The 26,404-nt window shown below is 69.8% G+C and carries 25 protein-coding genes; 17 read left to right on the top strand and 8 right to left on the bottom strand.

Going from position 1 to position 26,404, the window contains the following annotated elements:
* Positions 1 to 138: 138 nt before the first annotated feature.
* Positions 139 to 564 (bottom strand): alternative ribosome rescue aminoacyl-tRNA hydrolase ArfB, encoded by a 426-nt coding sequence (arfB, locus tag OG984_RS14900; protein ID WP_328527084.1) that lies wholly within the window; start codon positions 562 to 564, stop codon positions 139 to 141.
* The gene (locus tag OG984_RS14895; RefSeq protein ID WP_328527083.1) at positions 561 to 1,637 is read right to left on the bottom strand and encodes a LacI family DNA-binding transcriptional regulator; all 1,077 of its coding nucleotides are present in this window, start codon (positions 1,635 to 1,637) and stop codon (positions 561 to 563) included. The genes arfB and OG984_RS14895 overlap by 4 nt, the downstream gene beginning before the upstream one ends.
* A 104-nt stretch (positions 1,638 to 1,741) precedes the next feature.
* On the opposite strand from OG984_RS14895, the gene OG984_RS14890 reads away from it, so the two are divergent.
* From OG984_RS14890 to OG984_RS14860, 7 genes are read left to right on the top strand one after another with little or no spacing between them, the layout of a single operon-like run.
* On the top strand, positions 1,742 to 2,983 hold the full coding sequence (locus OG984_RS14890; RefSeq protein ID WP_328527082.1) for an amino acid ABC transporter substrate-binding protein: 1,242 nt from the start codon (positions 1,742 to 1,744) through the stop codon (positions 2,981 to 2,983).
* A gap of 4 nt (positions 2,984 to 2,987) precedes the next feature.
* Entirely contained in the window at positions 2,988 to 3,872 is an 885-nt protein-coding gene (locus tag OG984_RS14885) for a branched-chain amino acid ABC transporter permease (RefSeq protein WP_328527081.1), read from the top strand.
* Positions 3,856 to 4,932 (top strand): branched-chain amino acid ABC transporter permease, encoded by a 1,077-nt coding sequence (locus tag OG984_RS14880; protein ID WP_328527080.1) that lies wholly within the window; start codon positions 3,856 to 3,858, stop codon positions 4,930 to 4,932. The genes OG984_RS14885 and OG984_RS14880 overlap by 17 nt, the downstream gene beginning before the upstream one ends.
* The gene (locus tag OG984_RS14875; protein WP_328527079.1) at positions 4,929 to 5,678 is read left to right on the top strand and encodes an ABC transporter ATP-binding protein; all 750 of its coding nucleotides are present in this window, start codon (positions 4,929 to 4,931) and stop codon (positions 5,676 to 5,678) included. Before OG984_RS14880 ends, OG984_RS14875 begins: the two co-directional genes overlap by 4 nt.
* Positions 5,671 to 6,429, top strand: a complete 759-nt coding sequence (locus OG984_RS14870) for an ABC transporter ATP-binding protein (RefSeq protein ID WP_328527078.1) — start codon at positions 5,671 to 5,673, stop codon at positions 6,427 to 6,429. The genes OG984_RS14875 and OG984_RS14870 overlap by 8 nt, the downstream gene beginning before the upstream one ends.
* A 15-nt stretch (positions 6,430 to 6,444) precedes the next feature.
* Positions 6,445 to 7,155 carry a hypothetical protein gene (locus tag OG984_RS14865; RefSeq protein ID WP_328527077.1) on the top strand — a complete coding sequence of 237 codons (711 nt, stop codon included), beginning with the start codon at positions 6,445 to 6,447 and terminating at the stop codon, positions 7,153 to 7,155.
* Positions 7,156 to 7,180: 25 nt separating this feature from the next.
* Positions 7,181 to 9,520: a PQQ-dependent sugar dehydrogenase gene (locus OG984_RS14860; protein WP_328527076.1), complete on the top strand. Its 2,340-nt coding sequence runs from the start codon at positions 7,181 to 7,183 to the stop codon at positions 9,518 to 9,520.
* A 27-nt stretch (positions 9,521 to 9,547) separates the two neighbouring features.
* Here the strand turns inward: OG984_RS14860 and OG984_RS14855 are convergent, their stop codons facing one another.
* Entirely contained in the window at positions 9,548 to 10,231 is a 684-nt protein-coding gene (locus OG984_RS14855; RefSeq protein ID WP_328527075.1) for a GTP pyrophosphokinase, read from the bottom strand.
* Positions 10,232 to 10,508: 277 nt separating this feature from the next.
* Here OG984_RS14855 and OG984_RS14850 point away from each other — a divergent pair, with 277 nt between their 5' ends.
* The 3 genes from OG984_RS14850 to OG984_RS14840 all read left to right on the top strand — a co-directional run bounded on the left by OG984_RS14850 (position 10,509) and on the right by OG984_RS14840 (position 14,545).
* Positions 10,509 to 12,164: an enoyl-CoA hydratase-related protein gene (locus tag OG984_RS14850; RefSeq protein WP_328527074.1), complete on the top strand. Its 1,656-nt coding sequence runs from the start codon at positions 10,509 to 10,511 to the stop codon at positions 12,162 to 12,164.
* A gap of 81 nt (positions 12,165 to 12,245) precedes the next feature.
* Entirely contained in the window at positions 12,246 to 13,394 is a 1,149-nt protein-coding gene (locus OG984_RS14845) for a phosphotransferase family protein (protein ID WP_328527073.1), read from the top strand.
* Positions 13,391 to 14,545 (top strand): hypothetical protein, encoded by a 1,155-nt coding sequence (locus OG984_RS14840; RefSeq protein ID WP_328527072.1) that lies wholly within the window; start codon positions 13,391 to 13,393, stop codon positions 14,543 to 14,545. The genes OG984_RS14845 and OG984_RS14840 overlap by 4 nt, the downstream gene beginning before the upstream one ends.
* A gap of 32 nt (positions 14,546 to 14,577) precedes the next feature.
* Here OG984_RS14840 and OG984_RS14835 read toward each other — a convergent pair whose 3' ends face one another.
* Positions 14,578 to 15,666 carry an LCP family protein gene (locus tag OG984_RS14835; protein ID WP_328527071.1) on the bottom strand — a complete coding sequence of 363 codons (1,089 nt, stop codon included), beginning with the start codon at positions 15,664 to 15,666 and terminating at the stop codon, positions 14,578 to 14,580.
* Between the two features lie 243 nt (positions 15,667 to 15,909).
* Between OG984_RS14835 and OG984_RS14830 the strand changes: the two genes are divergently transcribed.
* Positions 15,910 to 16,638, top strand: coding sequence for a sensor histidine kinase (locus OG984_RS14830; RefSeq protein WP_328527070.1), 729 nt, complete (start codon positions 15,910 to 15,912; stop codon positions 16,636 to 16,638).
* The gene (locus OG984_RS14825) at positions 16,625 to 17,299 is read left to right on the top strand and encodes a response regulator transcription factor (RefSeq protein ID WP_328527069.1); all 675 of its coding nucleotides are present in this window, start codon (positions 16,625 to 16,627) and stop codon (positions 17,297 to 17,299) included. The genes OG984_RS14830 and OG984_RS14825 overlap by 14 nt, the downstream gene beginning before the upstream one ends.
* Positions 17,300 to 17,311: 12 nt before the next feature.
* On the opposite strand, the gene OG984_RS14820 is transcribed toward OG984_RS14825, so the two are convergent.
* From OG984_RS14820 to OG984_RS14805, 4 genes are read right to left on the bottom strand one after another with little or no spacing between them, the layout of a single operon-like run.
* Positions 17,312 to 17,968 (bottom strand): acyltransferase, encoded by a 657-nt coding sequence (locus OG984_RS14820; RefSeq protein ID WP_328527068.1) that lies wholly within the window; start codon positions 17,966 to 17,968, stop codon positions 17,312 to 17,314.
* Positions 17,969 to 18,027: 59 nt separating this feature from the next.
* Positions 18,028 to 19,044: a hypothetical protein gene (locus OG984_RS14815; RefSeq protein ID WP_328527067.1), complete on the bottom strand. Its 1,017-nt coding sequence runs from the start codon at positions 19,042 to 19,044 to the stop codon at positions 18,028 to 18,030.
* Positions 19,041 to 20,333: an MFS transporter gene (locus OG984_RS14810; RefSeq protein ID WP_328527066.1), complete on the bottom strand. Its 1,293-nt coding sequence runs from the start codon at positions 20,331 to 20,333 to the stop codon at positions 19,041 to 19,043. Before OG984_RS14810 ends, OG984_RS14815 begins: the two co-directional genes overlap by 4 nt.
* A gap of 6 nt (positions 20,334 to 20,339) precedes the next feature.
* Positions 20,340 to 20,993 carry a hypothetical protein gene (locus tag OG984_RS14805; RefSeq protein WP_328527065.1) on the bottom strand — a complete coding sequence of 218 codons (654 nt, stop codon included), beginning with the start codon at positions 20,991 to 20,993 and terminating at the stop codon, positions 20,340 to 20,342.
* 164 nt (positions 20,994 to 21,157) lie between these two features.
* Here OG984_RS14805 and OG984_RS14800 point away from each other — a divergent pair, with 164 nt between their 5' ends.
* The 5 genes from OG984_RS14800 (at position 21,158) to OG984_RS14780 (ending at position 26,192) form a co-directional block, all read left to right on the top strand.
* Positions 21,158 to 22,729 carry a class I adenylate-forming enzyme family protein gene (locus OG984_RS14800; RefSeq protein ID WP_328527064.1) on the top strand — a complete coding sequence of 524 codons (1,572 nt, stop codon included), beginning with the start codon at positions 21,158 to 21,160 and terminating at the stop codon, positions 22,727 to 22,729.
* 8 nt (positions 22,730 to 22,737) lie between these two features.
* A complete protein-coding gene (locus OG984_RS14795) occupies positions 22,738 to 23,595 on the top strand; it encodes an SGNH/GDSL hydrolase family protein (protein WP_328527063.1) in 858 nt (285 codons plus the stop codon).
* 28 nt (positions 23,596 to 23,623) lie between these two features.
* Positions 23,624 to 24,031, top strand: coding sequence for a holo-ACP synthase (locus OG984_RS14790; protein ID WP_328527062.1), 408 nt, complete (start codon positions 23,624 to 23,626; stop codon positions 24,029 to 24,031).
* A complete protein-coding gene (locus OG984_RS14785) occupies positions 24,024 to 24,425 on the top strand; it encodes a VOC family protein (RefSeq protein WP_328527061.1) in 402 nt (133 codons plus the stop codon). The genes OG984_RS14790 and OG984_RS14785 overlap by 8 nt, the downstream gene beginning before the upstream one ends.
* Positions 24,426 to 24,914: 489 nt before the next feature.
* The gene (locus tag OG984_RS14780; RefSeq protein WP_328527060.1) at positions 24,915 to 26,192 is read left to right on the top strand and encodes an HNH endonuclease signature motif containing protein; all 1,278 of its coding nucleotides are present in this window, start codon (positions 24,915 to 24,917) and stop codon (positions 26,190 to 26,192) included.
* Positions 26,193 to 26,404: the final 212 nt, after the last annotated feature.

Genomic DNA, 26,404 nt, shown 5'->3' with positions numbered 1-26,404 from the left:
CGCCGGGCGAGACGTCGGTCCGGACGGTCGAAGGGTCGCGCCCGCGAACCGAGACGTCTCCTGGTGACATGTCGGCCGACGTACGTGACGTCTCGGCCGACGGGCCTGACGTCTCGGCCGACGGAGGTGACGTCTCGGCTAGTCCTGGACGCGGCCGCGAAGCTGCTTGGTCTGGCTGCGCTGGCGTTTCGCGTCGAGGCGGCGCTCCTTGGAGCCACGGGTGGGCTTGGTGGGGCGGCGGGTGGGCGGCGGCGGGGCCAGGAGCTCGCGGATGCGCAGGGCGAGACGCTCGCGTGCGGCGACACGGTTGCGGTGCTGGGAGCGCTGCTCGTGGGAGACGACGTGGATCGGGCCCGACGAGCGGGCGAGGACGCGGGCGCGCTGGGACTCGTCGAGCACCTCGGACGCGGACGGGTCCCAGGACAGCTCGACGCGGGAGTCGGTGGTGTTGACCGACTGTCCGCCGGGACCGGGTGAACGGGAGAAGCGCTCGACCAGCTCGGAGTCGGGTATGACCAGACCGTGGGGCAGGCCGGGGCCCGGCGGCACCTGCATGTCCTTCATCGGACTCCTCTCGCTCGGCCCCCATTCTCCTCCGAGGCGTCGGCGGAACCCACCGGGCCGGTCGAGTCGCGCACCACGAGCTCAGCAGGGACCCGCTGCCGGCGGGCGCGGGCGCCGGGCTCCTTCAGTGCCAGCGTCAGCGCCCGGGCGCCCATCTCGGCCATCGGGAGGCGCACGGTGGTCAGTCCGGGGGAGAGGTCTTGGGCGACGGCGACGTCGTCGAAGCCGCTGACCGAGACCTGGCCGGGCACCGAGACCCCCGAGCTGCGCAGCTCGGAGAGACACCCGATGGCCATGTCGTCGTTGAGGGCGATGACGGCCGTCGTACGCGGGTGGTCGGCGAGCATCCGGCGGATGCACTCACGCCCGCCCTCGCGGGTGAACGGCCCCTCGAGGACGGGTACGTCGGCGGCGGCGAGCCCCGCCGCCGAGAGCGCGTCGCGGACCCCCTCGAGACGGTCGGCGACGGTGGTGAGCTCCAGCGAGCCCGAGACGACCACGATGCGCCGGTGCCCGAGGCCGAGGATGTGCTCGGCGACGGCGCGGCCGCCGGGGCGGTTGTCGGGCAGCACGCTGTCGACCCCGAGGTGGTGCCGGCCGACGACCGCGACACGTCCGCCCGCCTCCGCGTAGCGCTGCACCTCGAGCCGCATCGGAGCCTCGACCGAGGCGTCCACGAAGCCCGACCCCGCGATCAGGATCGCGCCGACCCGGTTGGCCACCAGGCTGCGTACCTGCTCGACCTCGGCCTCGGGGTCGCGGCCGCTGTGGCAGATCTGGACGGTGCGGCCGTGCTCGGCGGCGAGGCTGAGCACGCCGCTGGCGATCTCGGAGAAGTAGGGGTCGCCGATCTCGTGTACGACGAGCCCGATGGTCGCCGTGGATCCGCTGGCGAGCGAACGGGCATGGAGATTGGCGACGTAGCCGAGCTCGCGTGCCGCCTGGCGGACCTTCTCGGCGACCGAGTCGCTGACTCCGGGGGTTCCCGAGAGCGCACGAGAGGCGGTTGCGATCGAGACGCCGGACGCATGGGCGACGTCGATCAGGCGGGGGGAGCGGTTGGTTCGGACCATCGATGCCCCTTGTCGTCAGGATTGTGACCCTTGCCACACTAAGCGAGAGTCGGTAACGTCATCGTAAACGCTTACGTAAGCGCTTTCGTAGAGGAGAACCGCAGATGCCCTTCACGAAGACCCCCACCGCGAGCAAGCGGTCCCGAGCAGCGCTGACGGCCACCGCCGCCCTTGCCCTCGCGTCCACCCTCGCCGCCTGTGGCGCCGCCGAGGAAGGAGGTAGCGAGGACGAGATCGTGATCGGCATCTCGCTGCCCCTGACCGGCGACTTCAGCGAGCCCGGCAAGGGCATCCAGCGTGGCTACGAGGCCTGGGCCGAATACGTCAACGCCAACGGTGGCCTGCTCGGCCGCGACGTACGCCTCGAGATGCTCGACGACCAGTCCAGCGCCGAGCGCGTCGCGGCCGACTACGAGAAGCTGATCAACCAGGAGCAGGTCGACCTGGTCGTCGGGCCCTTCTCGACCCGCCTGGTGATCCCGGCCGCTCAGGTCGCCCAGGACTACGGCTACCTCTTCGTCGAGCCCGCGGGCGCGGCGCCCGAGGTCTTCGAGGAGGGCTTCGAGAACCTCTTCTACGCCGCCCCCGCGGTCGCCGACGACCACTACAAGCTCCTCGCCGAGCACATCCTCGCGATGCCGGAGGCCGAGCGGCCCAAGACCGCGGCGTACGCCTCCATGGACGACCCCTTCGCCCAGGGGACCGCCTACGGGCTCAAGGATGCCCTGGAGGAGGGTGGTGTGAAGACGGTCGTGGACGAGGTCTACCCGCCCAACACCACCGACTTCAGCAGCATCGCGGCCAAGATCGCCGACAGCAAGGCCGACATCGTCGTGGGCGGCAGCCAGTACCAGGACGGCGTCAACCTGATCGTCGCGCTCCAGCAGCTCGACTACCAGCCGAAGCTGGCCGCGTTCTCGACCGCGCCGACCGAGACCGAGTTCGCCGAGGCGATCGGCGACAAGACGCAGGGCGTCATCGCGCCGACCGGCTACACGACCAAGGCCGACTACCCCGAGAACCAGGAGTTCGTGAAGTTCTACGAGGAGAAGCACGGCGAGGCGCCCGGTGAGGACGAGGCCAACGCCTGGACCACCGGCCAGGTCGTCGCCGCCGCGGTCGAGGCGGTCGAGTGTGCGGAGCCCGACCCGGAGTGCCAGGCCCAGCTGATCGACTGGCTGCGCGAGAACGAGGTCGACACGGTCGTCGGGCCGCTGAGCTGGGACGACAAGGGCCGCCCGCAGAGCGCCCACATGATCCAGCAGTGGGTCGACGGCGAGATCAAGATCGTCCTGCCGGAGGACCAGGCCGAGGCCGAGTTCGTCTTCCCGAAGCCGGCGTGGTGAGTCGATGTCGGCTTCGCTCCTTCTGCAGAGCCTGATCCTGGGGCTGCTGCTCGGAGGCCTCTACGCCCTGCTCGCCGCCGGTCTGACGCTCTACTTCGGCGTCATGCGGGTCGTGATGATCGCGCACTCCGCGTTCCTGATCCTGGCTGCGTACCTGGCCTGGTTCTTCACCAAGCAGACCGGTCTCGACCCGCTGCTCTCGCTGTTCATCACCGTGCCGCTCTTCTTCGCGGCGGGCTACGGGATGCAGCGGGCGCTGCTCTCCCGGCTGCGCCCGGCGACGCTGACGATGATGTCGGTGCTGCTGACCTTCGCGATCGCGCTGGTCATCGAGGGCGGCCTCGGCTACCTCTTCTCCGGCACCCAGCGCCGGATCCAGCTCGGCTACTCCGGCGCGAGCCTGGAGCTGTGGGGTGCCCGGATCGCGGTGGTGAAGCTGATCGCCTTCGGGCTGGCCGCGGTCTCGCTCCTGGCACTGTTCCTGCTGCTCAAGAAGACCCGCTTCGGACAGGCGCTGCGGGCCACGATCCAGCACCGTGAGGCCGCCCAGCTGCTCGGCATCGACACCGACCGGATCGCCGGCTTCGGCTTCGGTCTCGGCCTGGCGACCGCGGCGGTCGGTGGCACCGCGCTCGCGCTCGACGCCACCATCTACCCGTCGCTGCACTGGCACTGGATCGGGCCGCTGATGGCGATCATCGTGATCGGCGGCCTCGGCAGCATCCCGGGCGCCGCGATCGCGGCGATGCTCCTCGGGGTCACCCAGGCGCTGCTGCAGATCCCGATGGGCACCACCTGGGCGCAGACGGTCTTCTACGTCGCCCTCTTCGCCACCCTCATGTTCCGCCCCCAGGGTTTCTTCGGAGGTCGCCTTGCTCAGCGCTTCTAGACACAAACAGAGCCGTACGTCCCCGGGCCGCTCGGTCCTGGCGACCAAGCTCGTCGCGGCTGCCGTCGGGCTCGGCCTCGTGCTCGCCTTCCCGGCGCTCGCCCCGGACCCGTTCATCCTGTCGGTGGGCGTGGTGATCGCCAGCTACGCCGCGCTCGCGGTGGCGTGGAACTTCGTCGGCGGACTGACCGGCTACATCTCGCTGGGGCACGCGGCCTACTCGGGGCTGGGCGGCTACGGCACCGCGCTGCTGATCACCGAGGCCGGGGTCAACCCGTGGATCTCGATGGTGGTCGCGGCGATCCTCGTGGGCGTGGCCGCGATGCCGATCGGGATCGCTTCGCTGCGAGTCCGCGGTGCCTCGTTCGTGATCGTCTCGATCGCGCTGGTGCTCATCCTGCTGCTGGTCGCGCAGAGCTGGGCCGGTGTCACCGGCGGGTCCAACGGGCTGCGGGTGCCGCGGCCGTTCGGCACCGACGTACTCCGGCCCGAACAGCACGAGCGGTTCTTCTACCTGTTCGTCGGGCTGACGCTGGTCGCGCTCGCACTGTGGTGGGTGATCGACCGGTCCCGTCTCGGCACCGGGCTCAAGGCGATCCGGGAGGACGAGGACAAGGCGCAGGCGCTGGGCGTGCCCACCTTTGCCTACAAGCTCGTCGTCTTCGTCGTCTCGGCGTTCTTCACCGCGATGGCGGGCGGGATGTACGCCCTCTGGTTCGGGTCGCTCGACCCGATCTTCCAGTTCTCCATCCTGACCGGCTCCTATCTGGTGCTGATGTCGCTGCTCGGCGGCGTACGCAGCCTGCTCGGCCCGGTCGTCGGCGCGGTGATCGTGGGCTACGCGGTCGAGTTCTTCAAGAACCAGTACGGCGACACCCAGCTGCACCTGGTCGCGCTCGGCCTGTTGCTCGCCCTGGTCGTGCTGTTCATGCCCGACGGGGTGATCCCGTGGGTGACCGCGCAGTTCGACCGGCTCCGTCCCGGCGGCACCTCGATCCGCGAGGTCGACGCCGCTCAGCTTGCCGAGGAGCGCAAGGCGCTCGAGGAGGCGAAGTCATGAGTGCTCATCCGATCAAGCAGAACCTGGCCATCGAGAACCTGACGAAGTCCTTCGGCGGCGTGCGCGCCGTCGACGAGGCGACGGTCAGCTTCCAGGAGGGCAAGATCAACGCCCTGATCGGGCCGAACGGGTCGGGCAAGACCACGTTCTTCAACTGCGTGACCGGGATGATCCGGCCCGACTCGGGAACGGTGACCTACCGCGGCCGCGACGTGACCGGCCACGCACCCCACCGGATCGCACGGGCCGGGCTCGGGCGCAGCTTCCAGCTGTGCCGGGTCTTCCCGCGGATGACGGTGCTCGACAACGTGCTCGCCGGAGTCCGCTCGACGGGCATCGTCCACCGGCTGCGCGGGGCGCACAACCCCGATGACGTCGCCCGGGCGCGCGAGCTGCTGGCCAGGGTCGGCATCGAGCACCTCGAGCGCAGCGAGGCCCGCGACATCTCCTACGGCCAGCAGAAGCTGCTCGAGCTGGCCGGGGTGCTGATGGCCGAGCCCGACACGATCATGCTCGACGAGCCTGCCGGGGGCGTGAACCCGGCGCTGATCGGCCGGATCGCCACCCTCGTGCGCGAGCTCAACGCCGAGGGCCGCACCTTCGTCATCGTCGAGCACAACATGGAGCTGGTGATGAGCCTCTCCGACCATGTCGTGGTCTTCGACCGCGGCCGGCCGATCGCCTCCGGTGCGCCGGCGGACGTGCAGAACGACCCACGAGTCCTGGAGGCCTACCTTGGTGTCTGAACCGCTTCTCGCGCTGCGCGACATCGAGGCCGGCTACGGCCGCGCGGCACTGGTCCTGCGTGGCCTCACGGTCACCGTTCCGGCAGGTCAGATCGTCTGTCTCGTCGGTCCCAACGGTGCCGGCAAGTCCACCGTGCTCAAGGTCGCCAGCGGCATGCTGACGCCACGCTCGGGCACCATCACGGTCGACGGCGTCGACGTCACCCGCAACGGTCCGCAGCAGATGCTCCGCGCGGGCATGGCTCACGTCCTCCAGGGCCACTCGGTCTTCAAGGAGATGACCGTCGCCGAGAACGTCGGGCTGGGCGCCTATACCGTTCGCGACGCGGCGGCGGTGGCCGAGCGGACCGACTTCGTCAAAAGCCTGTTCCCGGTCGTCGCGGAGCGCTGGCACACCCTCGCCGGCGCGCTCTCGGGCGGTCAGCAGAAGCAGGTCGAGTTCGCCCGCTCGCTGATGGTGAGCCCGAAGGTCGTGCTGCTCGACGAGCCCAGCATGGGCCTGGACCCGAAGACCACCGCGACCGTGTTCGAGCAGGTCGTCCGCATGCGCGACGCCGGTCTGGCGGTCCTGCTCGTCGAGCAGAACGCCCGGCGGGCCCTGGAGTCGGCCGACCTGGGCTGCGTACTCGATCTGGGGAAGGTGCACATCGCAGGGGCAGCCGCCGACCTGCTCGCCGACCCGCGGATGGCGGAGCTCTATCTCGGGGGAGCCGCGACGACCTCAGCAGGGGCCACCGATGGTCCCGAATAGGGGAAGGGAAGCACCATGAGATGGAAGCTGAACCGAATGATGGGGCGAGGCGTACGCGCCGGTGTGATCGCCCTCGCCGTTGCCCTGGCCGCTCCGATTGTCGGAGCGCAGGCCCATAGCACCGAAGGCCCCGGCCTGGCCGTGGTCAAGCCCCGGGCCAGTCTGGCCGACTGGGATCCGCTGACCGATGAGAAGTGGGCCTTCGAGGACGGCCAGGTGATCCTGACCGAGCCGGGGACGCCACAGCCGGGCCCGCGACGCCCCTTCGAGTACGCCATCGTCACGCAGGGCCCCGAGATCGGCTCGCTCACCTACCGCGCCGAGGTGCGCATCGACGAGGCCGTCACGGTCACCAACCGTGACGTGATCCTGGTCTGGAACTACCAGTCGCCGACGCGCTTCTACTACGCCCACCTCTCGACCGACAACACCATCTACCCCCACAACGGCATCTTCGTGGTCAACGACGCCGACCGGCTGCGGATCGACCACCAGTGGAACGGCACGGTCGGTGCCGCGCCGTCGATCACCGACGCGGAATGGCACGACGTACGCCTCGACTACAACGCCCGCACGGGCGCGATCGCGGTCTACCTCGACGGTGCCGACGAGCCTCGGATGACCGCCACCGACACCAGCTTCGCCGGAGGCCGGTTCGGCTTCGGTTCCTTCGACAACTTCGGGCGCATCCGTGACGTGACCGTCGCGGGCGTACGTCATCGCTGAACCTTCGGTAAGGAGAGAACAACCCATGGAAACCTCACGTCTATGGGGCAGACAGGCGCGGGCCGGCCTCGCCGTCGGCGCCCTGCTCGCCGCGCTGCTCACCCCCACGCTCTCGCTCAGTTCCGCAGGCGCCGCCATCCCCGGCAGCGAGCCCGTCCCCGACCCCATCCCCGAACAGCCCGTACGCAGCAGCCTCGGTCTCGTGCTCGAGGAGGTCACCCAGCTTCCTGCGACCGAGCCCTACCCGGCCCCCACCGACCAGCGCCTCGTACGCCACAACCGCATCAACTTCATCGGTGAGGTCCCCGACGGCTCGGGCCGGATGTACGTCCCCGACCTCAACGGGCCGATGTACCTGCTCGAGAACGGGCAGCAGCATGAATACCTGAACCTCCGGGACCACTTCGTCGACTTCTGGTCCGGTGCCGGGCTGGGCAGTGGCGCGGGCTTCATCACGTTCCACCCCGACTTCGAGAAGAACGGGCTCTTCTACACCACCCACACCGAGCGCTTCGGCGGCTTCGCGAAGACCCCGACGTTCCCGTCCCAGACCAACCCCGGCTCCGGGCGGACGGTCAGCGTCGTGACCGAGTGGCACGCCACCGACCCGACCGCGGACACATTCGCAGGAACCAGCCGTGAGGTGATGCGGATCGACTTCGCCGGACAGATCCACGCCATCCAGCAGATCGACTTCAACCCGACCGCTCGGCCCGGCGACGAGGACTACGGCCTGCTCTACATCGCCTCCGGTGACGGCGGCAACGGCGTCCGCAGCGACGACCCGCAGAACCTCGCCAATCCCTTCGGCAAGATCCTGCGCATCGACCCGCTCGCCCGCGACGGGCGCAACGGGGCGTACGGGGTCCCGGACAGCAACCCGTTCGTCGACCGGGAGGGCGCGATCGGCGAGATCTGGGCGTACGGCATGCGTGATCCGCACCGGTTCTCCTGGGACGTCGAGACGGGCCGGCTGCTGCTCGGCCACATCGGCCAGCACGCGATCGAGGGCGTCTACGACGTCCGGGCCGGCGACAACCTCGGCTGGAGCGAGATCGAGGGCCGGCTGCTCTACGACAACACCGACGAGTGCGCCCTCTACACGGTGCCCGACGACTACGACATGTCCGGCTTCACGCTCCCGGTCGCGTCCTTCGACCACGACCCGCCGGCCAACTACCCCTGCACCTCCGACAGCGGCCACGCGGTCAGCGGCGGTGTCGTCTACCGCGGCCGCTTCGACGACCTCCGCGGAAAGTACGTCTTCGGCGACCTGGTCAACGGCGAGGTCTTCTGGACCGACGCCCGGCAGATGAAGCGGGGGAGCAGCCGAGAGGCGACCCTGCACCAGATGCAGCTCTTCGACACCTCGGGCAAGCGGCTCTCGATGCAGGACTTCGTCGACCACCCGCGCGTCGACCTGCGCTTCGGTACCGACTCTCGTCGCAACCTCTACCTGCTGGCGAAGGCCAACGGGAAGATCTGGAAGGTGGTGAACACGGTGCAGCGGCCGTGGCCGAGCGAGGTCGTGCCGTCGCTGCGCGAGGACCTGGTCAGCTACTACGACTTCGAGCACCCCTTCGCGCCGGGGTCGCGCGAGGAGGACCAGGGCTTCTCACGGACGCTGCTGAACCAGGTCAACGGCGGCAACGCGATGCAGGTCACCGACTCTGCCTACCGGACCAGCAACAACGCCCTGCAGACCAAGCAGGTCGACCCGGAGGTCAACGGCAACGACGACTGGAAGGCAGGGTCGTGGAACCAGAACGGCGTCGCGTCGCTGGCGCCGTTCGCGGGAGCCGAGCAGATCACCGTGGCCGGCTGGTTCAAGGTCGACATGGACGGTCCCGCGCTCAACTCGGTGACCGCCGACCCGACGGACCGCTACAACGCCATCGGTCTGGCAGGGGTGCTCTCGGGCAACTCCGACGGCCACGGCGTACGCGCTCTGCTCGAGCTCATCAACGTCAACGGCACCCTGCGCCTGGTCGCGCTCGGCCGCCGGCTCGACGAGGGGGCGTCGCAGACGTTCGCGGCCTCGGCGGACTGGCAGACCCTGCTGCCGCGCGGGCAGTGGGTGCACCTGGCGGCGACGTTCGACTACACCACCGGGAAGATGGCGCTCTACCGCAACGGCAAGGCCGTCGAGGGGTTCTACACCTCGGCCGGTGACCCGTGGCAGGTCGACGGCACCGGCACCTCCGACACGTTGCCGCGAGGCATCAAGGTCGGCGGGTCGTTCCCGCAGGACACCGTCGAGCGAAACCCCTGCGACTGCCGGATGGACTCGCTGATGTTCCTCGACCGGGCGATCACGCCGGACGAGGCGCGGGCGCAGTACCAGCGGTTCGTCAACGGCCGCTGACGCCCGGGGGCTCCACGGCTCGGTCCATCAACGGACCGGGCCGTGGACCTCGCTACGGAGCCTGGCCATGGTGGTGTCGAGGTCGGCCGCGGTGCGGGCGGCGGCGCCGAGCTCGTCGCGCAGGGTCGAGGGGACGGTGCCGTCGTACTTGTAGTAGATCGAGTGCTCGACGCTGGCCCAGAAATCCATCGCGATGGTGCGGATCTGCAGCTCGACCGGGACGTCCACAGCGCGGTCGGAGAGGTAGACCGGCACCTTGATGATCAGGTGGAGGCTGCGGTAGCCGTTGGCCTTCGGCTCGGCGATGTAGTCCTCGACCTCGACGACGTCGACGTCTGACTGGCTGCCCAGCATCTCCATGATCCAGTAGACGTCGGAGACGAACGGGCAGACGACCCGGATCCCGGCGATGTCGCGGATCTGCTGCTCGAGCGCCTCGAGGGTGAGCGGGCACCCGATCTTGCGGGCCTTCGCGAGCAGGCTGTCGGGCGACTTCAGCCGGGTGCGTACGTGCTCGATCGGGCTGTGGTCGTGGGTGTGCTCGAACTCCTCGCGCAGGATCGCGATCTTGGTAGACACCTCGTCGATCGCGAACTTGTAGCGCATCCGGAACCTCGCCAGCTCGCGCGCCATGTCACGAGTCATGTCGCCGGCGCTCGTCTCGACGAGATCGACCAACCCGTTGATCGGGTTGTCGTCGACTGTTGTCATTGTCCCCTCCTGACAGAGTCATCTTTGCAGGCGGCGACAAGAAGATGATGCGGTGCCCGACACGCGACCGACATGCGACCGACACGCGATCGGCACACGAGGGCACGAGACCGAGGCGAGCGGCCCATACCTCACCGGGTCTTCCGTCCCTCACTTGGACACCAGGTGTGCAGCCGGATGGGTGCGCTCGATACAGTGACACCCCTCGGGGGATAAATACCCCTCGGGGGATACCAGGTCTTTCCGGGTTGCCTACGAGTAAGGACACTTCCCCCACATGCGCATTCTGCTGCTCGTCTCCGCGTTCAACGGCCTGACCCAGCGGGTCTGGTGCGATCTGAAGGAGGGTGGCCACGACGTCGGTGTCGTGCTGGCGCCCGTTCATGACGACTCGTCCCTGGTGGCGACCGTCGAGGCGATCGAGCCCGAGCTGATCCTGTGCCCGTTCCTCAAGCACCGGGTGCCCGAGGCGGTCTGGGGGAGCTACCCCACGGTCGTGATCCACCCGGGCCCGGTCGGTGACCGGGGTCCTTCCTCGCTCGACCACGCCACGCTCGACGGGCGGGACCGTTGGGGCGTCACCGCTCTGTCGGCCGTCGAGGAGATGGACGCCGGGCCGGTCTGGGCGACCGAGACCTTCGCGATGCCCGAGGTCCCGATCGCGAAGAGCGCCCTCTACAACGGGCCGGTCGCCGACGCGGCGATGGCCTGTGTCGCGGAGGTCGTCCGGATGGTCGCGGCCGGGGAGGCGCCGAAGCCCGCCGAGGAGTGGCCTACGGAGGTCGAGGGCACCGGTGAGCTGCCGCTGCTGCGTCGGAAGGCGTTCGAGATCGACTGGTCCGCGCCGGCCACCGAGATCGCGCGAAGGATCGCGGCGGCGGATGGCGCGCCGGGTGCTCCGGCGATCGTCGAGGGCAAGACGTACTGCCTCTTCGATGCGGTGGCGACCCCGGACGACCATGGCGAGCACGAGCACGGCACCGTGGTCGGTGTCGACACCGACGCGGTCGCGATCGCCACCGGCGAGGGCACCTTGTGGGTCGGCTACGCCGCGACGCTCGAGAAGAAACGCGGCCCGAAGCTCCCGGCGGCGTGGGTGCTCGACACCCGCCACGCCCCGTATCTGAGGATGCCTGACGCGTTGGCCGAGACGACCTACGAGCGCGACGGCGACGTCGGCTACCTCACCCTCCGCTCCTACAGCGGCGCGATGCACACCCAGCAGTGCCGGCGAATGACCGATGCGGTGCGCAAGGCGCTCATCGAGGACACCACGGTCCTGGTCGTACGCGGTACCGAGCACGCCTTCTCCAACGGCATCCATCTCGGTGTGATCGAGGCGGCGCAGGACCCGGCGGCCGAGGCCTGGGACAACATCCGGGCCATCGACGAGCTCTGCGTGGCGATCGCCGAGGCCGAGCAGCTGACCATCGCCGCGTTCACCGCCAACGCAGGTGCGGGCGGCGTGATGGCCGGGCTCTGTGCCGACATCACGGTCGCGCGCACCGGGGTCGTGCTGAACCCCTACTACGACATGGGCATCTTCGGCTCCGAGCTGCACACCTGGGGCCTGCCGAGCCGTGTCGGCACCGAGAAGGCCGATGAGCTGCTCGGTGCGAAGCTGCCGATCTCGGCTGCCGAGGCCGCCCGTATCGACATGGTCAGCGAGCTCGGTCCGCGCGACTCGGCCGAGTTCGAGGGCTGGCTGCGCGACCTGGCGAAGAGCTACACCGCACCCGAGGCGTACGTCTCGGCCCTGGCCGCCCGCGAATCACGCCGGGACCGTGCGATGCCGCTGTCCTACTACCAGAGCATCGAGCTGGCCGAGATGGCCCGCGACATCTTCGACGACCGGCACGGGTTCGCCGCGAAACGGAAGGCATTCGTCACCAAGGCCGCGCCGACCGAGACGCCCTCGAAGATCCGGTTCTGACAGGTGACCTGTTGACAGACTAGAACGTGTTCCACCAATCTGAGACGTGTGATCTGACTCACACGCCTCAAGGAGGAGCACGTGACCCAGGCGCCCCCGCCGCCCGAGATGACCTTCCAGAAGTCGGGCCGCGATCCTGCGGCGATCGGCACCGTGCTGGCGGAGTGGCTGGCCACGGCGCTGCCGCCCGGTGCCGATCCCGAGGTCGCCATCCTCGGCGGCATCGACGCCAACGGGCTCTCCAGCGAGACCGTCCTGCTCGACGTCACCTCGACGGTGGACGGGTGGAGGCAGACGAAGGCGTACGTCCTCCGGGTGGCGCCCCGCCCGGAGGACATCCCGGTCTTCGCGACCTATGACCTGCAGGCGCAGTACGACGCGATGCGCCTGGCCGGCTCGCTGTCCTCCGTGCCGGTGCCGGAGGTCGGTCTTGCCGAGATGAGCGGCTTGGTGCTGGGGACGCCGTTCTTTCTGATGGAGCGGGTCGAGGGGGTGGTCCCGTCGGACGTGATGCCCTACAACTTCGGCGACAGCTGGCTCTTCGACGGCTCTGCCGCGGATCGGGCGGCGCTGCAGAAGCGCTCGGTCGAGGTGCTCGCCGGGCTCCATGCGATCCCCGATGCCGCCTCGCGGTTCGCCTTTCTCGACCCGGCCGTGGCCGATCATCCCGGCGAGACGCTGATCGCTCGCAATCTGGCCAAGACGCGCGCCTGGTATGACTTCGCCTCCTCCGCCGAGGAGTGGGGCGGCCGCTCGCCGCTGGTCGAGCGAGGCCTGGCCTGGCTCGAGGCCAACCTGCCCGACGATGGCGGCGAGCCCGTCCTGTGCTGGGGTGACGCGCGGATCGGCAACATCATCTACCGCGACTTCGCGCCGGTCGCCGTCCTCGACTGGGAGATGGTCGGCCTCGGCCCTCGCGAGATGGACGTGACCTGGATGATCTTCGCCCACCGCATCTTCGAGGACCTGGCCGCGATGCTCGGCCTTCCGGGGATGCCGGACTTCCTCACCGCCGACGACGTCCGCGACGCCTATGTCGCCGCGAGCGGTGTCGAGCTCGGCGACCTGACCTGGCACGAGGTCCACGCCGCGGTCATGTGGGGCGTCATCTACCTGCGGATCGCCGCCAGACAGATCCACTTCGGTGAGATCGAGGCACCCGAGGATCCCGAGTCGGCGCTCTATCACCGGGCGATGTTCGAGGCGATGCTCGACGAGGTAGGGGCATGAGGGTTCCGGGGGCTCACGGGGAGTACGTCGGCGTCGGCCCGCTCGACGAGTACCCGATCCACCAGTTCCCGCGACCGGCGGCCTGGGCCGGCAGCAGCGACCGCAACTTCTACGACCGCTGCTATCTCAACGCCCACGACCGCACCGGCGACCTCTTCCTGATCACCGGCATGGGGTTCTACCCCAACCTCGGCACCAAGGACGCGTACGTCCTGCTCCGCCGTGGCGACGAGCAGACCGCCGTGCATCTCGGCGACGGTGCCGACCCGCGGGGCGGTGACCGGATGGAGCAGCGGGTCGGGGCGTACCGGATCGAGGTCACCGAGCCGCTGCGCAAGCTGCGGCTGGTGATGGAGGAGACCCACGGGGTCGCGCTGGACCTGCGGTGGGAAGGCTCGTTCGACGTGGTCCAGGAGCAGCCGCACGTGATGCGCCAGGGGGCCGCCACCGTCCTCGACGCACAGCGGTTCGCGCAGGTCGGGACCTGGGAGGGGGTGATCGAGGTCGACGGCGAGACGATCGTCGTCGACCACGATCGCTGGGTCGGCACCCGGGACCGGTCCTGGGGCATCCGTCCATCGGGGGAGGGCGTGCCGCCGGGCAAGCCGGCCGACCCGGGGTTCGAGGGGATGTGGTGGCTCTACGTGCCGTTACGGTTCGAGGAGTTCGCCGTCGTCCTGATCATCCAGGAGACGCCCGACGGCTTTCGCACGCTCAACGACTGCACCCGGCTGTTTGCTGACGGGCGGGTCGAGCAGCTCGGCTGGCCGCACGTCCGGATCCACTACCGGGACGGGACGCGGATCCCGGAAGGCGCGACGATCACATGTACGACGCCGGCTGGCGAGCAGCTGCTGCTCGAGGTCTCCTCGCTGCTGGGCTTGCCGATCCATGTCGGTGGCGGCTACGGCGGCGACTCCGACTGGACGCACGGGGTGTGGAGGGGCGCCGGGTTCACCGAGCGGCTGACCTATGACCTGAACGCGCCGGAGGTCGCCGGCCGGGTGCCGTTCGGCGTGATCGACCACGTCGGGCGCGCGGTCGCGCACGGACCGGGCGCCGACGGTGTCGAGGGCTGGGGGCTCTTCGAGCACGGGGTCCTCGGTCGCCACGACCCCTCCGGTTTCACCGACTGGCTCGACCGGGTCTGACGCTCGCCGACTCGGCGAGGGTGGTGCTGCGGTCAGCGGACGACGTCGGGCGTCATCAGATCCTGGTTCTCGTCGACCCACTCGCCCATCCGATCCTCACGGACGGCGCGCCACAGGTCGCGGTCGCGGGAGGGGTCGAGACGTACGACCGACTGGTCCCCGACCATGCCGGTGCCGTCGGTGGGGACGGTGAGGTAGCTGATGTCGTCGGTGCGGAGGTTGCGGAGCGAGGCGGCGAGCTTGGCCATCTGGGTGGTCGACCAGTCGTCGTCGACGGAGGCGTGCTCGGAGAAGAGGGTGAGAAGGTCGAGGACCTGGTCGGGGTTCTTGCGCAGCTCCTGGTTGAGGGTCTGCTTGAGGAGCGTGCGGAGGAAGGCCTGCTGGCGGGCGACGCGGTCGAGGTCGCCGTCCTGGAGCCCGTAGCGCTGGCGTACGTAGAGGAGCGCCTGCTCGCCGTCGAGGTGATGGCGGCCCGCCTCCCAGCGGACGTCCCGGGCTGAGTCGTAGACGGTCTTCGGGATGTCGATGTCGACGCCGCCGACGGCGTCGGTCAAGGCCTTGAAACCGTCCCAGTCGATGACCGCGAGGTGGTCGATGCGTACGTCGGTCATCTTCTCGACCGTCTCGACGGTGAGCCTGGGGCCGCCGAAGGAGTAGGCCCAGTTGACCTTGCCCTTCCCGTGGCCGGGGATGTCGACCCAGGAGTCACGGGGGATCGAGATCACCGAGGCGGAGTGCCGGTCGCCGTCGAGATGTACGAGCAGCATCGTGTCCGACCGCGCCTGACCCGGCTCCCAGCCAGGAGCCTCGGCGCCGGTGGTGGGGGCGTCGGAGCGGGTGTCGGTGCCGAGCACGAGGATGTTCACCGCGTCCGCGGCCGACCCGGAGGTGGGCTTGGCCGGCCGGTCGGTCAGCCCGGTGAAGGTGTCGGGCAGTCGGTTGATGTTGCCCTCCACCTTGGCCTGGAGCCACAGGATCCCGGTGAGTGCCGCCGCGCACAGCAGCAGGAGGCACACCAGCAGCCCGATCAGAGGCTTGCGGGCGCGGCGCCATCCGCGCGCGGGGGTCTCGCCCGCAGGATCCGACTGCGGCGGCACGGGCGGGTGATCGAGGAGGGCCACCCGAGTATGTGACCCGGCACGCCGCCCTGGCGGGGCCGAGATGCTCGCCATTCCTCAATTTCAGGCACCGGTCGGTAACGGCTGGTAACCAAAAATAGGTAGGCAATACGTCGTGCGGAGCGACTGAGTAAAGTCACTTTGCTGTACGGCGCTGTTCATGCCGGAGCTCGGGGTCTCCGCGTGTTTCCAGCCGCCTGGCTGTGTCTTGGGAGGGCGCAGCACGAAGATGACCAGGGGAGAGCTGTGTCGAAGTCAAGAGTCGGTCCGGACGAGCCAGCCCGGCTGCACGAGGCTGCCTCCGTGCTGGCCGGGATCAGGGCGGCGACCACGCTGCTCAACTCGCCGAGCGGGATCGACGGGATCGGCGAGGAGCGGCGCGCCGCGATGTCGGCGATGGTGCAGAGCGAGCTGGAGCGGCTCGAGCGGATGGTGCGCCGGCAGCAGCAGGCCGTACGCCCGGCGAACCCGGAGCCCACCGATGACGTCCGCGCCGAGGTGATCGACCTCGACGCAGTGGTCGCCACCATGGTTCTCGCCCACGAGGCCAAGGGCACCGAGGTCGCGTGGTGCCCCAGCCGGATGCTGGCGCTCGGCGACTCCGACCAGGTGACCGAGGCCCTCAACGTGCTTCTCGACAACGCCGCCGACCACGGCAGCGGCTCGGTCCGGATCGAGGTGCGTGCCGCCGGACCTGGAGACTCGTCGGTCGAGATCGCGGTGACCGACGACGGGCCCGGGGTCGCGCCGGAGCTGCGCCGCCGGATCTTCGCCCGGGGCGTCAGCCGACCGGGATCGGCCGGCCAGGGGATCGGGCTCCACACCGCCCGCGACCTGATGGAGCGGCAGGGTGGCTACCTCGAGCTGGCCGAGACCGGAGAGCGCACCACCTTCGTCCTCGGCATCCCGATGCTCGGCTGCGTCGACGATCACGACACCCCGACCAGGGGAGGTCGCCGTGGTGTCGCCGCGTAAACGGGTGAAGGTGGTCATCGTCGAGGACCACACCCTGTTCGCGGAGTCCCTCGAGCTGGCCCTCACCTTCGAGGGTTACGACGCCCACCGCATCGATCTTCCGGAAGAGCCGCCGTCGGAGGCCAAGCTCACCTCGCTGATCATGCGCTCCCAGCCACGCATCGTCCTGCTCGACCTCGATCTGGGGCAACACGGCTCGGGCGTACGCCTGATCGCCCCGCTCGCCAGAGCGGGCGCCGACGTCGTCGTGGTGACCGGCGCGACCGACGAGGCCCGCTGGGGCCACGCCCTGCACGCCGGGGCGCGGACGGTGCTGTCCAAGACGGTGCCGCTGGGCGAGATCCTGGGCACCGTACGCCGCCTCAACTACGGCCTCAGCGTGCTCGACGTCGACGAACGTGAGCGCCTGATCCGAGCCTGGGTGGGACAGGAGCAGGGCATCATCGAGATCCGCCGTCGCCTCGCGCAGCTCTCCCGACGGGAGTCGCAGGTGCTCGAGCACCTGATGGACGGCCTCACCGTGGGCGAGATCGCCAAGCTCCGCGTGGTCTCGGAGGCGACCGTGCGCACGCAGGTGAAGTCGATCCTCGCCAAGCTCGGCGTCTCCTCGCAGATCGCGGCGGTCAGCATCGCCCACAAGGCCGAGTGGCGGGCTGCCTGACGTCCCGCCGGCTCAGCGCGCGACCAGGCCGTCGTCGTCGTTCGTGCCACGCAGGACGTAGAGGGTGCCGGTCTGCGGGCAGCGCCAGGCGTCTCCCTGGGCGACCAGCGGCGCGCCGGCATGCCCGACCCAGCCCACCCGCCGCGCCGGGACCCCGACGACCAGGGCATGGTCCGGTACGTCCCGGGTGACCACGGCACCCGCCGCGACCATCGCCCAGGCGCCGATCGTGACCGGAGCGACGCAGACGGCGCGGGCGCCGATGCTGGCGCCGGTGCGTACGGTCACGCCGACCGCGTCCCAGTCGTCTCCGTCCTTCAGGGTGCCGTCCGGGTTGACGGCACGAGGCAGGCAGTCGTTGGTGAACACCACCGCCGGCCCGACGAAAGCACCGTCCTCGAGCACCGCCGGCTCGTAGACCAGCGCATGGTTCTGGATCTTGCAGCGGTCGCCCACCACGACCCCGGGACCGACGTAAGCCCCGCGGCCGATGATGCACTCGCTGCCGACGCGGGCGTGCTCGCGGATCTGGGCCAGATGCCAGACGAGGGTTCCGGCGCCGATCATGGCGCGGTCGTCGATGTCCGCGCTCGGTTCGATGCGGGGTTCGATCCGAGGTTCGACCCGGGGTGCGATCCGGGGCTCCGCCCCTATTTCCTCCATGGTCATACCGTCAGCAAAGCGGGACCGGGAGGCGTGCGGGGCGGCCTCGGCGCGGCGTACCCGATTCAGCGTAGGACCGCGGGCGAGGCCGCCTCCGAGATGAGGACCCGCGGCTTCGCGGAGGCCGAGGTGTCGAGGGACCAGACGTCGCTGACCGGCTCGTCCTCCCGCTCGAGGCCGTAGAGGACGGTGTCGTCGTCGAGCCACTCGATCTGGTCGTCGATGCTGTGGGTCTCGCCGGCGAGCACGGTGCGCCGCCCGGTGGCGAGGTCGAGCACCGCGGGCGCCCACCGGGTGCCGTCCTCGACGGCTTCTTTGAACGCGATCCGGGTGCCGTCGGGAGAGAGCGAGGGACACTCGACGTGGTCGGCGATCGTGGTCAGGGAACGCGCGGAGAGGTCGCCGCGGGCCAGGTAGGTCCGGCCGCCGGTGGCGACGGTGGCGTAGAACGTACGGTCGTCGTCGGCGAAGGTGACGCCCCAGATGTTGCGGTCGACGGGCGAGACCCGGCGGCCGTCGACGACCAGCTCGAACTTCTCCAGGTCCCCGTAGCTCGCCCCGCCGATCCGGCGGACGACGGTGCGCGTCGAGAAGCCGCTGACCATGTAGGAGTCGCCGTTGACGAAGACGGTCGAGGAGACCAGCTTCCCGTCCGGCGAGATCCGGGTGCGGCTGGGCAGCCCGGGCAGATCGATGCCGTCCACCTCGCGCCATTCCGTCCCCGGGGTCGAGGTCGTCAGGTCGGTCGCCCGGTAGCGGCTGACCACACCCCGCTCGGTCGTCAGGCAGGAGACCGACTTCGCCTGCGCGTAGACCCGGTCGCAGCTCAGGTCGGTCAGCGCGCGGGCACCGCCGGGGTCGGCCAGCGCCACCGCGCCGACATGGCCGTAGTCGGCATCGCGTCCGGTGTGCTGGAAGAGGATCCTGGGCCCCTCCTCGACTTGCGCAAGGGAGGTGGTCGTCGCGTCGGTCGCCTGGGACGTCCGGCGGTCGTTCTCGGCGATCGCCGAGAGGGCGTACGCGGTCATGCCGGCCGTGACGAGGACGACGACCGCGCCGAAGGCCGCGGTGCGCCGCGTCATGGGTGCACCTCGGTGGCGATCTCGGCGCCGCTTCGCTCCGACCCCAGGAACCGGCGCAGCACGGCGAGCCCGGCAGGGATCGCGGCGACCAGCACCACGCAGACGGCGAGCATCGCGACCCGGGGGCCGACGGCGTACCAGAGCAGGCCGAAGCCGGTCGCCGCGACCAGCCGGGCGAGAGCGACGGCGGTCTGGGCGGTGGCGATGCCGGTGGCGCGTACGGTCTCGGGGACCAGCCGTCCGGCCACTGCGGCCAGGGTGCCGTCGGTCGCGGCGTAGAAGACGCCGAGGAGGAGCACGGCGGCGCAGGTCGTCCAGAGCGCGCCGGAGCCGCTGGCGGCGCACAGGTAGGCGGCCGCGAGCGGGAGGTGGCCGAGCACGAGGACCTTGACCCGCCCGACGCGGTCCGCGAGCCGGCCCATCGGGACGGCCAGGGCGAGGTAGGCGAGGTTGGTGCCGACGTAGAGGACCGGGAACCACTGGGCCGCGAAGCCACCGGTCTCGAGCAGCGCCAGGTAGACGAAGCCGTCGCCGACGGTCAGGAGCGCGAGGACACCGGACACGGCCGTCACCCGGGTGAGGCCGGGGGTGAGCGCGGCACGCCAACGCATCTTGGCGCGTGGCGTGCGGCGCGGCCCGGCCCGGCGGACATCTCGGCGGACGGCCCCGGTGCGGAACGGGACGAAGAAGGCCATCGTGGCCACCCCGAGCACCGCGAAGCCGAGCGAGACGACCAGGACCGTGTCGTAGCCGTCGGCGATCCGCCACAGGATCACGAACGCCAGCAGCGGCCCGAGCGTGGCCCCGATCGTGTCCAGCGCCCGGTGGACGCCGAAGCTGCGGCCGAGGCGCGCCGGGTCGCTGGTGGCGGCGATCATCGCGTCGCGCGGAGCGGTGCGTACGCCCTTGCCGACGCGGTCCAGCGAGATCGCTGCGGAGATCGTCCCGAAGCCACCGGCGAAGATCAGCCCGAGCCGCGCGACCGCGCTCATCGCGTAGCCCGCCAGCGCCACCGGTTGTGGCCGGTCGGTGCGGTCGGCGGCCCATCCGGCCGCGATCCGCACCAGCGAGGAGACACCCTGGTAGAGCCCGTCGATGAGCCCGTACGCCACCGGCGAGAGCCCCACCACCGCGGTCAGGTAGAGCGGCAGGATCGCCGAGACCGACTCCGAGGAGATGTCGGTCAGCATGCTGACGATGCCGAGGGTGATGACCGTCCGGGAGACCCGCCCGCCGGTGCGCTGCGGCCCGGCACTCGTGGTGGGACGGTCGCTGAGAGAGAGGTACACCGGCGCTCAGGTCTTCGTGCGAAGGACGGAGTAGAGGCTGAAGTCGACGGCTCGACGGCCGGTTCGGGTGACCGTGACGCTCACCGTCTCGTCGCCGCGCTGCAGCGACACGGCAGGGGCGTTCTCGACCGAGGCCGTGGTGACCTCCTTGAACCCGTGCTGCGCGAGGCGGGTCCGGAAGTGGCGCAGTACGTCGCAGGGCCGCCGGCAGCTCGCGGTCAGCGCCACCTGGAGCACACCCTTGGTGGGCGTGACGCTGGAGACGTCGACGGTGGTCCGCGCCGGCGGCGCGAGAGCGGTCGGGTAGCCGGCGACGAGCGCGCCCTTGCGCACCGCCTGCTCGGGCAGCGGCTCCGAGATCAGCGCCGCCGACTTCGTACGCGGCTTCTCGGTCAGTCCGGGAAGGCCGGACTCGGTGGGGCTCGAGGCCGCCTCCGGCAGCGCCTCGGTCGCGGGCTCGGGATCCGACTTCGACTTCTGCCCGGACCCCGATCCGGAGCTCGCGTCGGCACCCGGTGAGCCCGACTGGGACGCCGACGCGCCCGCCTGAGCCCCGTCCTTGCCGGACGAGGAGTCGGCGAAACGTCCGGGCACCCAGAAGATCGTGACGCCGACGAGCACGCCGAGCAGCACGAGAAGAGCGAGACGCTTGAGGTTCACGAGACCAGTCGACGCGCTGGGGAGCCGCGTCGAGACCGATGCGTGTGCCGCGTACCAAATTTCAGGCAGCCTGCCGGACCGGCCACCGTCCGTGGAGTGGAGCCGTGCGACGTTGCCGTAGCCGGGAACTGTCCCGGCCGTAGCATCCCGGGGGACGGGCCACGTTGAACACCGCCGACTTTCTTCTCGAGCTAGCGCCCGAGGATTCGATCGCGCTCGCCGAAGCGGGTCGCGAGTACACCTTCGAAGAACTGCGATCCAGCGTGTCCGTGCTGACCGAGCGTCTCTCCACGCTCGGTCTGACCCCGGGTACGCCGGTCGGGATCATGGCGCCCAACGGGCTGTTCTGGGTCTCGGCCTATCTCGCGGCGCTCCGGATGGGTCTGGTCGTGGTGCCGCTGGCCGTCACGCTGCCGGCCGAGGAGGTGGTGGCCCGGGTGCGATGGGTCGGTGCGGATGCGCTGCTGGTGGGGCGCTCCCAGGCCGAGGCGCTGCGGCTGAGCCTGCCCAGGAGCCTCCCGGTCGTCGTGGAGCGGAAGGAGCGGCTCGTCCCGAAGCAGCGATCGGCGCCGGTCGAGCTGCCCGAGGCGGTCGACGTCGACCCGGACCAGGACGCGCTCTACATGTTCACCTCCGGCACCACCGGCGACCCGCGCGCGGTGCGGCTCACCCACCGCAACATCCAGGCGAACACGACCTCGATCCTCGGCTACCTCGACATCACCTCGGCCGACCGGATGCTGGTGGTGCTGCCGTTCACCTACGTCTTCGGGCTCTCGCTCCTGCACACCCATCTACGCGCCGGCGCCGCGATGGTCATCCAGCCGACGTTCGTCTTCCCGCAGGCGGTGGTGGACCGGATGGCGTCCGCGCGCTGCACGGGCTTCGCCGGGGTGCCCTCGACGTTCGGGATGCTGCTGCGCAACAGCACGTTCGGCTCCACGGCGGTCCCCACGCTGAGGACGATCCAGCAGGCCGGTGGCCGGCTGGCCCCCGCCCTGGTCGAGCAGATGGCGCGCGCCCAGCCGCAGGCGAAGGTCTTCGTCATGTACGGGGCGACCGAGGCCACCGCCCGGCTCTCCTACCTTCCGCCCGAGGAGCTCTTCTGCCGGCCGGGGTCGATCGGCCGGGGAATCCCGGGCGTGGACCTGCGGGTGCTCGACAGCGACGGGGTGCACGTCGAACCGGGCGCAGTCGGCGAGATCTGGGCCAGCGGCGCGAACATCTCGCCCGGCTACCTCGACGACCCCGAGGCGACGGCCCGGAAGATGCCCGGCGGGATGCTGCGTACGGGAGATCTGGCGAAGGTCGACGAGGACGGCTACATCTACGTGGTCGACCGGGTCGAGGACTTCATCAAGTCGTGGGGGCACCGGATCGCGAGCCAGGACGTCGAGGCTGCGGCGCTCTACCTGCCGGACGTGGTGGCTGCCGCCGCGGTCGGGATCCCGGACGAGGCCGCCGGCGAGCGGGTCGAGCTGGTGGTGGTGCGTCGGCGCGGGTCGGGCCTGCGGGGCGCCGACGTGATCGCGCACTGTCGGGAGCGGCTCTCGAAGCACATGGTCCCCGAGGTGGTCCGCTTCGTCGATGCGCTGCCGATGAACGCGAACGGAAAGGTCATCAAGCGCGACGTACGCGCGATGTGCCTGCGGCTGGCACAGGAACCGGCCGAGGGGCAGGACGACGACGTCGATGATGCGGACGATGCGGGTTTCGAAGGGGTCAAGGTGGGGTGAGGATGTCGGTGAGGAACGTGTCCAGGTCGGTGAAGCTGCTGGCCGGAGTGTGGGCGGGAGTGCTGGTCGTCGGGGTCGCCCTGGCCGGCGCATGGTTGCTGAGGAGTCCAGGGATGAACGACCAGGTCGCGATCACAGGGCCTTCCGAGTCCGAGCTGCGGGCCGTGGGCCAGACCAAGGTGCTCTTCGGGCACAACTCGGTGGGGATGAACATCATCGACGGGGTCTCGAAGGTCTACTCCGACGCCTCGGTCTCAGCGCCCGTCATCGCCGATGTCACCGGCGGGACCGTGGACGCCGAGGGTGAGGGCGCGATGCTGCGGCATGCCTACATCGGGGTCAACGAGGACCCGGCGAGCAAGTTCGCCGCCTTCGAGGAGGTGATGGACAGCCCGGCCGCGAAGGACATCGATGTGGCGCTGATGAAGCTCTGCTACGTCGACATCACCGCAGCCACCGATGTGCAGGCCGTCTTCGACGCCTACGTGTCCACGATGGCCGCGGTGGAGGCAGCGCATCCGGACGTACGTTTCCTCTACACGACCGCGCCGCTCACCGCCGACCGCAACTGGAAGTCCAAGGTCAAGGCGGCCCTGGGTCGAGACGACCAGATGGGGCCGGCCGACAACATCGCCCGGGAGCGCTACAACGCGATGATCCGGGAGAAGTACGCCGCCACCGGCCGTCTCGTCGACATCGCCGCTGCCGAGGCGGAGGGCACCGGGGAGCGCAGCCAGGACGGCACCACCTACTACGTGCTCAACGAGAACCTGACCTTCGACCGTGGTCACCTCAACGAGGCCGGCTCGGAGGCCGTCGCCGCGGAGCTGCTCAGGGTGGTGGCGACCCACAGTCCGGTCGCCTGAAGTGCAGACGTCGGGCGATGAGTATGCGATGAGCCTGCAGGGGGTCGGGATCGACGTCGCCGACATCCGGCGCTTCGCGCGGCTCCTGGCGATGCGCGGCTCCGGGTTCGCGGTGCGGTGGTTCACCGACGCCGAGATCGCCCAGTGCATGGCCGCGACGACCCCCGCCACGGCCTTCGCGATGAGGTACGCAGCCAAGGAGGCCGTCTGGAGGGCGCTCGGTCCCGGCGAGTGGTCCGGGCCGCTGCCGTGGCGCGGGATCACGGTGCTGGAGGATGCTCCTGGGTCGCTCTCGGTCAGCCTCGAAGGCCCTGCCGCCGAGCTCGCGACCCTGGCCGGTGTCACCGTGGTGCGGGTCGCCACCGTCCCCGGGCCCCGGATGGCCATCGCCACCGCCGTCGCCGAAGGCGACCCGATGCGAGGTGACAATGCCTGACCTTCGACTCGACCACATCGGCATCCAGGTCCGCGACCTGCACCGCACCGCCGAGGCCTTCGAGCGGCTCTTCGGCTACCGGCGCGTCACCGACCCCGTCGTGAACACCCGTCACGGGGTCCGCGGGGTCTTCCTGGAGAAGCCCGACTCTCTGCCCATCAAGCTCATCACACCGGTGACTCCTGGGCCGCACTCGTACGGCCTCCATCATCTGGCCTTCATGGCACCTGATCTCGAGGTCACGCTCGTCGAGCTCGGGGCTGCTGGGGCTCGTACGCTCAGTCCGCCGCAGCCTGGGGAGATGTTCGACGACGAGCTCATCGCGTTCGTGCGGGCTGCTGGGATCAACGTGGAGCTCATCACCACCGATCGGCGTCGGGGGCGGATCGACTGATCGTGGTCCGGTGGTCGAGCTTGTCGAGACCATGCTCCGGTGGTCGAGCTTGTCGAGACCACGTGTCGGGGACCAGCGACGCCCGGTGGTCGAGCTTGTCGAGACCACCCTGTGCGTAACCGTTTCTTCGTGGCGGATCTGGGCCGCCGACCCTTTCCTGAGGGTGTTCTCGATCTGGTCCGGCGTCAAGGACGGGCCTTCGGCCCGCCGGCTTCGCCGGCCGCTTCGCGGTCCTGGACTCCGGACCAGATCGAGAAAAGATTTGGCTGGCTATCGGGGCGGCGGCCCGGGTGCGGCGCAGCGAGATTCTTGTACGGGATCGGACTGCTTTGGGGTGGGATGGTGGCCCTTCGGGCCACTTACCATCCACAAGAACGACGATGTTTGCTGACCGCGAAAAGGCCTTTGACCTGGGAGAATAGGTGGATCGATCGGCCTGTAGAAGGTAGAATCAGACCCATCGCAGCACACCTCTGAAGGAGGATCGTGATGAGTCTCGGGCGCGAGATCGACCACTGGGATGCCAACCCTGGCGATGCGATCGACGCTGCCTTGAGCGCCATCGAATCCTCCTTCCACGACCTGCTGTCCAGCGATCCCGTCTATTGGCGGACCGAGCAGAAGAAGGACCTGCTCGAACGACTCGAGAAGCTCCAGGCCCAGCAGGCCGCGTTGAAGCTGCGGGTGCTCGCTACCGCCGGCGATATCGCTGAGGAGACCGGTGCGAAGGACGCCTCGGGGTGGCTGCGGACCGAGCTGCTCGTCGACAAGGCTGTTGCCCGCGCCCAGATCAAACTTGCCGCCAGCGTCGGCAAGTACGAGCGCGTCGCCGCAGGTCTCGCCGAGGGTGTCGTGTCCCCGGACAAGGCCCGGGTGATCACTCAGGCACTCGACAAGATCGAGACCGACCCGGTCGCGAGCCGCGAGGACCTGGTCTTGGCCGAGAAGCTGCTGGTCGACTACGCCACCCGGCTGACCGCCAACGAGCTCCGCATCGTGGGGAAGCGCATCCTGGCCGAGATCGATCCGGCCCGGTTCGAGGACGCCGAAGCCAAAGCACTGCTGGCCGATGAAGAACGCGCCCAGCAGAAGACCGCGCTCCGGATCTGGGACAACCACGACGGGACCGTCGGGTTCGACGGTGTCCTCCCGACCTCGGTCGGGATGCGGTTCAAGCGACTGGTCGAGGCCTACGCCCAACCCCGCAAGCAACAGCTCCTGGACAAGGGTGCCCCGTTGCCGCCGTGGGGACGGTTGATGGGCCAAGGCTTCGCCCGGCTGCTGGAGACCGTCGACCCCGCCAGCTTGCCCAGGCACGGTGGCGACGCCACCACCATCAACGTGGTGATCTCCCTGGAGGAGCTCCGCAAAGACCTCGGGGTCGCGACCCTGGGCTACGACGAGACCAACGGCACCACCATCAGCGCCGCGGAGGCCCGGCGGATGGCGTGCAACGCCACCATCATCCCCTGGGTCCTCGGCGGAGATGGCGAGGTCCTCGACGCGGGCCGGGCCAGCAGGCTCTTCCAGCCGATCCAACGCAAAGCCCTCCGGTTACGGCACAAGTGCTGCCAGGCCGAAGGCTGCGACATGCCACCCGAATGGTGCGACGCCCACCACCTCGACCCCTGGGCAACCGGCGGCAAGACGAATCTCAAGGACGGCGCCCTCCTGTGCCCACACCACCACCGACTGGCGCACAACCTTGCCTATGTTCATGAGCGGTTGCCGGACGGCGGCACCATCCGCTTCACCCGTCGCCCCTGAACCAGCAGGACGAGCACGGACCGCACCCCCCGCCGAGTCGGCGCAACTGTCCCGTCTGGCGCGCGTGAGTCGGCGTGACTGTCCCGTCTGGCGCGCGTGAGTCGGCGTGACTGTCCCGTCTGGCGCGCGCGAGTCGGCGTGACTGTCCCGTCTGGCGCGCGCGAGTCGGCGTGACTGTCCCGTCTGGCGCGCGCGAGTCGGCGTGACTGTCC

Source organism: Nocardioides sp. NBC_00368, assembly GCF_036090055.1.
GTDB lineage: Bacteria > Actinomycetota > Actinomycetes > Propionibacteriales > Nocardioidaceae > Nocardioides.
This window is presented reverse-complemented; position numbering and strand designations above follow the sequence as displayed.

Coding starts and splice junctions, on each gene's coding strand:
- arfB (WP_328527084.1), bottom strand. CDS start 564: ATGAAGGACATGCAGGTGCCGCCGGGCCCCGGCCTGCCCCACGGTCTG.
- OG984_RS14895 (WP_328527083.1), bottom strand. CDS start 1,637: ATGGTCCGAACCAACCGCTCCCCCCGCCTGATCGACGTCGCCCATGCG.
- OG984_RS14890 (WP_328527082.1), top strand. CDS start 1,742: ATGCCCTTCACGAAGACCCCCACCGCGAGCAAGCGGTCCCGAGCAGCG.
- OG984_RS14885 (WP_328527081.1), top strand. CDS start 2,988: ATGTCGGCTTCGCTCCTTCTGCAGAGCCTGATCCTGGGGCTGCTGCTC.
- OG984_RS14875 (WP_328527079.1), top strand. CDS start 4,929: ATGAGTGCTCATCCGATCAAGCAGAACCTGGCCATCGAGAACCTGACG.
- OG984_RS14865 (WP_328527077.1), top strand. CDS start 6,445: ATGAGATGGAAGCTGAACCGAATGATGGGGCGAGGCGTACGCGCCGGT.
- OG984_RS14860 (WP_328527076.1), top strand. CDS start 7,181: ATGGAAACCTCACGTCTATGGGGCAGACAGGCGCGGGCCGGCCTCGCC.
- OG984_RS14855 (WP_328527075.1), bottom strand. CDS start 10,231: ATGACAACAGTCGACGACAACCCGATCAACGGGTTGGTCGATCTCGTC.
- OG984_RS14850 (WP_328527074.1), top strand. CDS start 10,509: ATGCGCATTCTGCTGCTCGTCTCCGCGTTCAACGGCCTGACCCAGCGG.
- OG984_RS14840 (WP_328527072.1), top strand. CDS start 13,391: ATGAGGGTTCCGGGGGCTCACGGGGAGTACGTCGGCGTCGGCCCGCTC.
- OG984_RS14820 (WP_328527068.1), bottom strand. CDS start 17,968: ATGACCATGGAGGAAATAGGGGCGGAGCCCCGGATCGCACCCCGGGTC.
- OG984_RS14815 (WP_328527067.1), bottom strand. CDS start 19,044: ATGACGCGGCGCACCGCGGCCTTCGGCGCGGTCGTCGTCCTCGTCACG.
- OG984_RS14790 (WP_328527062.1), top strand. CDS start 23,624: ATGAGCCTGCAGGGGGTCGGGATCGACGTCGCCGACATCCGGCGCTTC.
- OG984_RS14785 (WP_328527061.1), top strand. CDS start 24,024: ATGCCTGACCTTCGACTCGACCACATCGGCATCCAGGTCCGCGACCTG.
- OG984_RS14780 (WP_328527060.1), top strand. CDS start 24,915: ATGAGTCTCGGGCGCGAGATCGACCACTGGGATGCCAACCCTGGCGAT.